We start from the raw sequence: 6,860 nt of genomic DNA on the forward strand, positions 1-6,860 counted from the left end.
CTGCGGCCTCGGCCAGCAGCCGCGCGCGGCTGTCGGCGATCGCGGCCGCACCCGTGCAGTCGATGCCGAGGGCTTCGAGCACCTGCTGCTGCGTGGCGGGGGCGATGGCGTGGCGGATGCCGCGGTAATCGGTCCATTCGGCCGCCAGTCCGGCGGTCTGGGCAAGTGCGGCAAGATCGGCCGGGGCGTGGGGCATCTTGGACTTCCGTCAGGGGGAATCGGGGACCGTGCCTGCGGACAGCCAGACCGTCGTGGCAGCAGCGGCCAGATCGTCACGCGCCAGCGCCGCGGCGGCGCCGTCCCGGCTCTCGTACAGCAGCGAGCCGGCCGGCGGCACGAAGTCGAGCTCGACCGGCATGTCGGCGAGATTCGTGTAGATCGTCAGCATCGTACCGTCCCCGAGGCGCCAGCGGGCACGCAGCGCCGCCGGTCCGAGCGCTGCGCTGCCGAGCGCCCGTGTGCCGGCCAGCCGCGGCGCGAGCAAGGTGTTGCGCAGGCGCAGCAGCGTCGCCACCCGGGCAGCATCCTCGGGATCGCCGGGCTGCGGGCGCGAGGACTCGAACGTCGTCCCGGCGTTCGGGTCCGGGATCGCGGCGCGGCGTTCGGGATCGGCGAAGGCCGCGAACTGCGCGAACTCGCGCCGGCGGCCCTCGCGCACGGCCTCGGCGAGTTCGTCGTGGAAGTCGGTGAAGAACAGGAACGGCGTGGTCGAACCGAGTTCGTCGCCCATGAACAGCAGTGGCACCTGCGGGCAGAGCAGCTGCACGGCCAGCGCCGCGCGCCAGGCTTCGAGCCGGCCGGCCTGCGCGCAGAGCGCCAGCAGCCGCTCGCCGAGCGCGCGGTTGCCGATCTGGTCGTGGTTCTGCAGGAAGAACACGAAGGCCGAGGCCGGCAGGTGCGCACTCGGCGTGCCGCGCGGCCGGCCGTCGTGGCCCGGCGAGGGCTCGCCCTGCCAGCCGAAGCCTTCGCCGAGGCAGCGCACGAACAGCTCGCCGGCACGCCCGGCGTAGTTCGCGTAATAGCCCTCGCGCTCGCCGGTCAGCAGCACGTGCAGCGCGTTGTGCGCGTCGTCGTTCCACTGCGCATCGAAGTCGCCGTCGAGGTGCGAAGCCGTGTTGTGCTCGTTTTCGAGCATCAGGTGCACGTGCCGGCCGGGGGTCGCGGCGCGCACGGCAGCGGCCATCTCATCGAGCCAGCCGGGGTCCGGAATCGCGTGCACGGCGTCGAAGCGCAGGCCGTCGAAGCGGTAGTCGAGCAGCCAGTACAGCGCGTTGCCGGTGAAGAAGGCCCGCACCGCCGGTTGCGAGAAGTCGATGGTCGCGCCCCACGGCGACTGCGCATCGGCGACGAAGAACTGCGGCGCATACGCGTGCAGGTAATTGCCCTCGGGGCCGAAGTGGTTGTAGACGACATCGAGGTAGACGCAGAGCCCGAGTCCGTGCGCGGCGTCGATCAGCGCGCGCAGCTGCGCGGGCGTGCCGTAGGCGGTGTCCGGCGCGTAGGGCAGCACGCCGTCGTAGCCCCAGTTGCGCCGGCCCGGGAAATCGGCGATCGGCATCAGCTCGATCGCCGTGATGCCGGCTTCGGCCCAGCGCGGCAGCTGCGCGCGCACGCCGTCGAAGCCGCCGCACACGCCGGCGTGGACTTCGAGGATGACCATCTGCGGCCACGGCCGGCCGCGCCAGTCCGGATACTGCCAGACGTAGTCACCGGGCCCGACGACGACGCTGGCCTCATGCACGTCGCCGGCCTGCAGCCGCGAGGCCGGGTCCGGCACGGCCAGGTCCGCAGCGACGCGGTAGCGGTAGCGCGCGCCGGGAGCGGCGTCGGTCCTGGCCTCGAACCAGCCGCCATCGAGTGCCGTCATCGCCAGCGGCGGCCGGCCGTCGAGTTCAAGCTCGAGCGCGACCTGCGTGCAGCCCGGTGCCCACAGCCGGAACTGCACCTGCCCGTCATCGAGCACGCGCGCGCCGAAGTCGTGATCGGCACGCGCAGGACAGCCGCAGGCGACGGGGCGCTGCACGCCGGCGTTCATGCCGGCACCGGCAGCGGCCCGGGATCATCGAAGCCCGGCAGCGGTTCGGGTTGCGGCTCGGGCGCCGGATCGGGCCACGGGCGCGGCGGGGGCTCCGGAGCCGGGTCGGGGACCGGCTGCGGACGCGGTTCGGGCACCGGATCGGGTACGGGCTCGGGCCAGGGCTCGGGCGCCGGGTCCGGCGCCGGCTCGGGCGGCGGCAGCGGCGCCGGATCGATCGGGCCGTCCGGGGGATCGCTGATCGCATCGACCGGCGCTGCGCCGGCAGCCGCGAGCGCGGCCGATTCGACCGCCACCTCGTCGGGCAGCGGCTCCCGGCGCTGGTGGCCGGCGAGCAGCACGCAGGTGTTCGGCGAGACCACGTAGCGGCCGTCCCGCACCGGATCGCTGTCGAGTTCGGGGTGGGCGCTGTCGATCAGCACGCGGAAGTCATACAGCGGCGGCGGCAGCCGGAACGTGTGCCCGGCCCCGTCGGCGTTGTGCAGCAGCACCAGCACGTCGAGCCGGCCATCGGCACGGCGGGCGGCACGGCGCAGGCCGAGCAGGCGCGCGGCGACGTTGTGCCAGTCGCTGTCGATCAGCTCGACGCCGCGCTCGTCGAACCAGAACACGTCGCGCAGGCCCGCGTCGGACTCGTGGTGACCGTGCTGGAAATACAGCCCCTGCAGCAGCGGCCAGCTGCGCCGCAGCCGGATCAGGCGCTCGACGAAGGTGCGCAGCGCCCTGCCCTCGCCGGTTGCGGCGCGCTCCCAGTCGAGCCACGACAGCTCGTTGTCCTGGCAGTACACGTTGTTGTTGCCGGCCTGCGTCTGCCCGAACTCGTCGCCGGCGAGCAGCATCGGCGTGCCGTGGCTGAAGAACAGCGTCATCAGCAGGCTGCGGCTGACGCGCAGGCGCGCGTCGTTGACGATCACGTCGTCGGTCGGTCCCTCGCAGCCCCAGTTGCAGCTGGCGTTGTCGTTGCCGCCGTCGCGGTTGTCCTCGCCGTTGGCCTCGTTGTGCTTGTCGTTGTAACTGACGAGGTCGCGCAGCGTGAAACCGTCGTGGGCGGTGATGAAGTTCACGCTCGCCCAGGGCTTGCGCCGGTGGTGGTCAAAGAGTTCGGCCGAGCCCTGCAGGCGCGCGGCCAGCGCGCTGCGCAGGCCGTCGTCGCTGCGCCAGTAGCAGCGCACGTCGTCGCGGAAGCGTCCGTTCCACTCGGCCATGCCGGCCGGGTGCTGGCCGATCTGGTAGCCGCCGGGGCCGATGTCCCAGGGTTCGGAGATCAGCTTGACGCGGGCGAGCAGCGGGTCCTGCAGCAGCGCATCGAAGAAGCCGCAGCCGGGGTCGAAGCCGTGCACCTCGCGCCCGAGCGTGACGCCGAGGTCGAAGCGGAAGCCGTCGACGTGGAATTCCTGCACCCAGTAGCGCAGCGAATCCATGACCATGCGGATCACCGCCGGATGCGAGAAGTTGACGGTGTTGCCGCAGCCGGTGTCGTTGATGTGGTAGCGGGCGTTGTCCGGCAGCAGCCGGTAGTAGCTGGCGTTGCCGAAGCCGCGCCAGCTCAGCGTCGGACCGAGTTCGCTGCCCTCGCAGGTGTGGTTGTAGACGACATCGAGGATCACCTCGATGCCGGCGGCGTGCAGCTCGCGGACCGCCCACTTGATCTGGCCGAGCGTGCCGTCGGACAGGTAGGCCGGTTCCGGCGCGAAGTACGACAGCGTGTTGTAGCCCCAGTAGTTGGTCAGGCCCTGGTCGAGCAGGTGGTGATCGCGGGCAAAGGCATGGATCGGCAGCAGCTCGACGGCGGTGACGCCGAGCCGGCGCAGGTAGTCGATGACCGCCGGATCGCCGAGCGCGCCGAAGCTGCCGCGCTCGGTGTCGCCCAGGCCGGGAAAGCGCTGCGTGAAGCCCTTGACGTGCAGCTCGTAGATCACCGTGTCCGACCACGGCGTGCGCGGCGCCCGGTCGTTGCCCCAGTCGAACGAGGCATCGACCAGCACCGCCTTCGGCAGGTAGCGGGCGCTGTCGGTGCGATCCGGCACCAGATCGGCCTTCGCACCGCCCATGCGGTAGCCGTACAAGGCCTTGTTCCAGCGCAGCGCCCCGGCGAGCTGGCGCGCATACGGGTCGATCAGCAGCTTGTGCGGATTGAAGCGGTGACCGCGCTGCGGGTCGTACGGCCCGTACACGCGGTAGCCGTAGCGCTGGCCGGGCTGCACGCGCGGCAGGTAGCCGCGCCAGATGCCGTTCGTGCAGTCCGGCAGCTGCAGCCGGCGTTCCTCGCCGCGCGCATCGAACAGGCACAGCTCGACGGCCTCGGCATCCTCGGCGAACACGGCGAAATGCGCACCGCGCCCATCCCAGAGGGCGCCGAGGGCGGTGGCGGAACTCGGCAGCAAGGTGTCGGCGACAGGCATGGTGTCCTCGTGCAGGGCGGATCGTCGGCAGGGCCGGTACACGGTGGCAGGTCGGACCGGGTTCTGCCGCCCGGTGACCGGACTTCCCCAAGCGGCGGCTCCGGCCTTCGCGGCTGCCGCCGGCTGCCAGCCCGGACAGGCACCGGACACGCCCGGCGGACCGTGTGCGGGGGGTCACACGATCCACCGGGCGCGCCGGCGGAACCCGAAAGGCCAAGAGCGGCTTTTGCCCGGCAGGATTAACGGAGTGCGGCAGGCCGTCCTCAGTTCAGCGCGAGGTCCGGCCGCCGGCCGTTGCGGCCGGTGTGCGGGCCGGGCAGCGGCGTGCGCACCGTCAGCGGCGTGCGCGGGGCCGGTGCCCGGACGGGTGCGGTCTCCGGCGGCACGGCCGGCAGCGGCATGGCGGCCCCGGCCCCGCGCGCCTGCAGGTTGTCGAGCATCTCCTGCGTGACCAGCACGATGCCTTCGCTGCTGCGGTGGAACAGGCGCTGGTCGCTGGCGGCGTCCTCGCCGATCACGAGGCCGTCGGGCACGACGCAGCCCTCGTCGATGACGGCGCGGCGGATGCGGCAGTTGCGCCCGACGCGCACGTCGGGCAGCAGCAGGGATTCCTCGATGCGGCTGCCGGCCTCGACGCGGGCGCCGGTGAACAGCACCGAGCGCTCGACCGTGGCGCCGGTCACCGTGCAGCCGCCGCAGCAGAGCGCATCCTCGATCACGCTGCGCGGGCCATCCGGCACCGACGAGAAGCGCGCCGGCGCCGACTGTTCCTCGCCGGTCCACACCGGCCAGCGCTCGTCATCGAGGTTCAGCACCGGCTCGGCGCCGCAGAGCTCGATGTTGGCGCGCCAGAAGGCATCGACGGTACCGACATCGCGCCAGTAGCCCTGCCTGTCGGGATCGAACAGGTCGCGGAACGGGAAGGCGTGGACGCGCCCGGCGCGGATCGCTTCCGGAATCACGTCATGGCCGAAATCATGCCCGGAATTACGCATGCCGGCGTCGCGCTTCAATACATCGAGCAGATAACGCGCTTCGAACACGTAAATGCCCATGCTCGCCAGCGCGGTGTCCGGACGGCCGGGCATGGGTTTCGGATTCGGGGATTTTTCGATGAAACCGTGTACGCGCGTGCTTTCGTCGATTTCCATGACCCCGAAATCGACGGCCTCGGACAGCGGCACCTCGATACAGCCGATCGTGATGTCGGCACCGCTGGCCGCGTGATGCGCGAGCATCGGCCCGTAATCCATGTTGTAGACGTGATCCCCGGCCAGCACCAGCACGTAACGCGGCTGGTGGCGGCGGATGAATTCGATGTTCTGGTAAACGGCGTCGGCGGTGCCGACATACCAGGAGCTGAGATCGGAGTTCTGTTCGGCCGGCAGCAGTTCGATGAATTCGCCGAACTGGCCGCGCAGGAAGCTCCAGCCGCGCTCCAGATGGCGGATCAGCGCGTGACTCTTGTACTGCGTCAGCACGCCGATGCGGCGGATGCCGCTGTTGATGCAGTTCGACAGCGTGAAGTCGATGATCCGGAACTTGCCGCCGAAGGGCACGGCCGGCTTGGCGCGGTGCTGGGTCAGGTTGCGCAGGCGCGTGCCGCGCCCGCCGGCCATGACCAGCGCCAGGGTTTCACGGGTCAGACGACTGACGAAACGGGACTCGACGTTCGGCATCACGGGCTTGGTCGGGTGCATCGGCTGAATCTCCTCGGATCGAACCGCCGTTCGCCGGCTGGCGCACGGCCCATTGTCATCGCATCTGGAATGGCAGCCCGCACCGGAAGTTCCGGACCGGCAGCATCGGGAATCAGACGCCTGCCGGTTTCCCTGCTGATTGCGGGCCACCCGCATGCCGGCCCGTTCCGTCTGCCGACCCTTGATCCGGTACTGCCTTGAATGGGCTGAAACTGCGGGTGAAACCATCGGGTGAAACCATTACGCCGGAACCACCGGAATCATTACCTGAACCGCGGTGCGCGCCTGACGCGGCCATCGGCAATCCCGCCCGTCCCGCTGCCAATGCGCCTGCGGCCCGTTCGCCTGCCGCGGGCGCGCAGCGACGCTCGCCCGGACATTTCGGCCCGTGGCCCTGCATCGGGTGGGGACGCTGCACGCCGTGCGTTTGCGGTGGCGGGCCGTGCCGGTCCGGCAATCACGGCCCGTACGCCGGAAGCGACGAACAGCACTTTCGATGAGCGCAAGGGCAAAGCGTTCCCGCAACGACAGTTCACTTTCATTGCCAAACGTTCAGCCTGCTGCGCCGCGCGATCCGCTCTGTCGCTGCACTTGCACATCGCGCAAAGCCCGCACCGTGCTTGCTGCCGTGGCGCGCGCGTCTCACCATGCGCGGTCCCGCGTCCGCCCGAGCCCCAGACCTGCCGTGACCGTCGCTGCCGCCGATCCGTACGCCCGCCACAC

Annotated in this window: 4 protein-coding genes; all 4 read right to left on the minus strand. The window is 70.8% G+C overall.

What is annotated here, in order from left to right; genetic code table 11:
- Positions 1-196: hypothetical protein (locus PKE44_RS12895; protein ID WP_324551824.1), on the minus strand; the 196-nt coding region annotated here is incomplete at its 3' end.
- Between the two features lie 12 nt (positions 197-208).
- Positions 209-2,035, minus strand: a complete 1,827-nt coding sequence (gene treZ / locus PKE44_RS12900) for a malto-oligosyltrehalose trehalohydrolase (RefSeq protein ID WP_324551827.1) — start codon at positions 2,033-2,035, stop codon at positions 209-211.
- On the minus strand, positions 2,032-4,437 hold the full coding sequence (glgX, locus tag PKE44_RS12905) for a glycogen debranching protein GlgX (protein WP_324551829.1): 2,406 nt from the start codon (positions 4,435-4,437) through the stop codon (positions 2,032-2,034). Before glgX ends, treZ begins: the two co-directional genes overlap by 4 nt.
- 263 nt (positions 4,438-4,700) lie before the next feature.
- Positions 4,701-6,137, minus strand: a complete 1,437-nt coding sequence (gene glgC / locus PKE44_RS12910) for a glucose-1-phosphate adenylyltransferase (protein WP_324551831.1) — start codon at positions 6,135-6,137, stop codon at positions 4,701-4,703.
- Positions 6,138-6,860: the final 723 nt, after the last annotated feature.

The sequence above is a fragment of the Plasticicumulans sp. genome, assembly GCF_035331805.1.
In the GTDB taxonomy this organism is placed as follows: domain Bacteria; phylum Pseudomonadota; class Gammaproteobacteria; order Competibacterales; family Competibacteraceae; genus Plasticicumulans.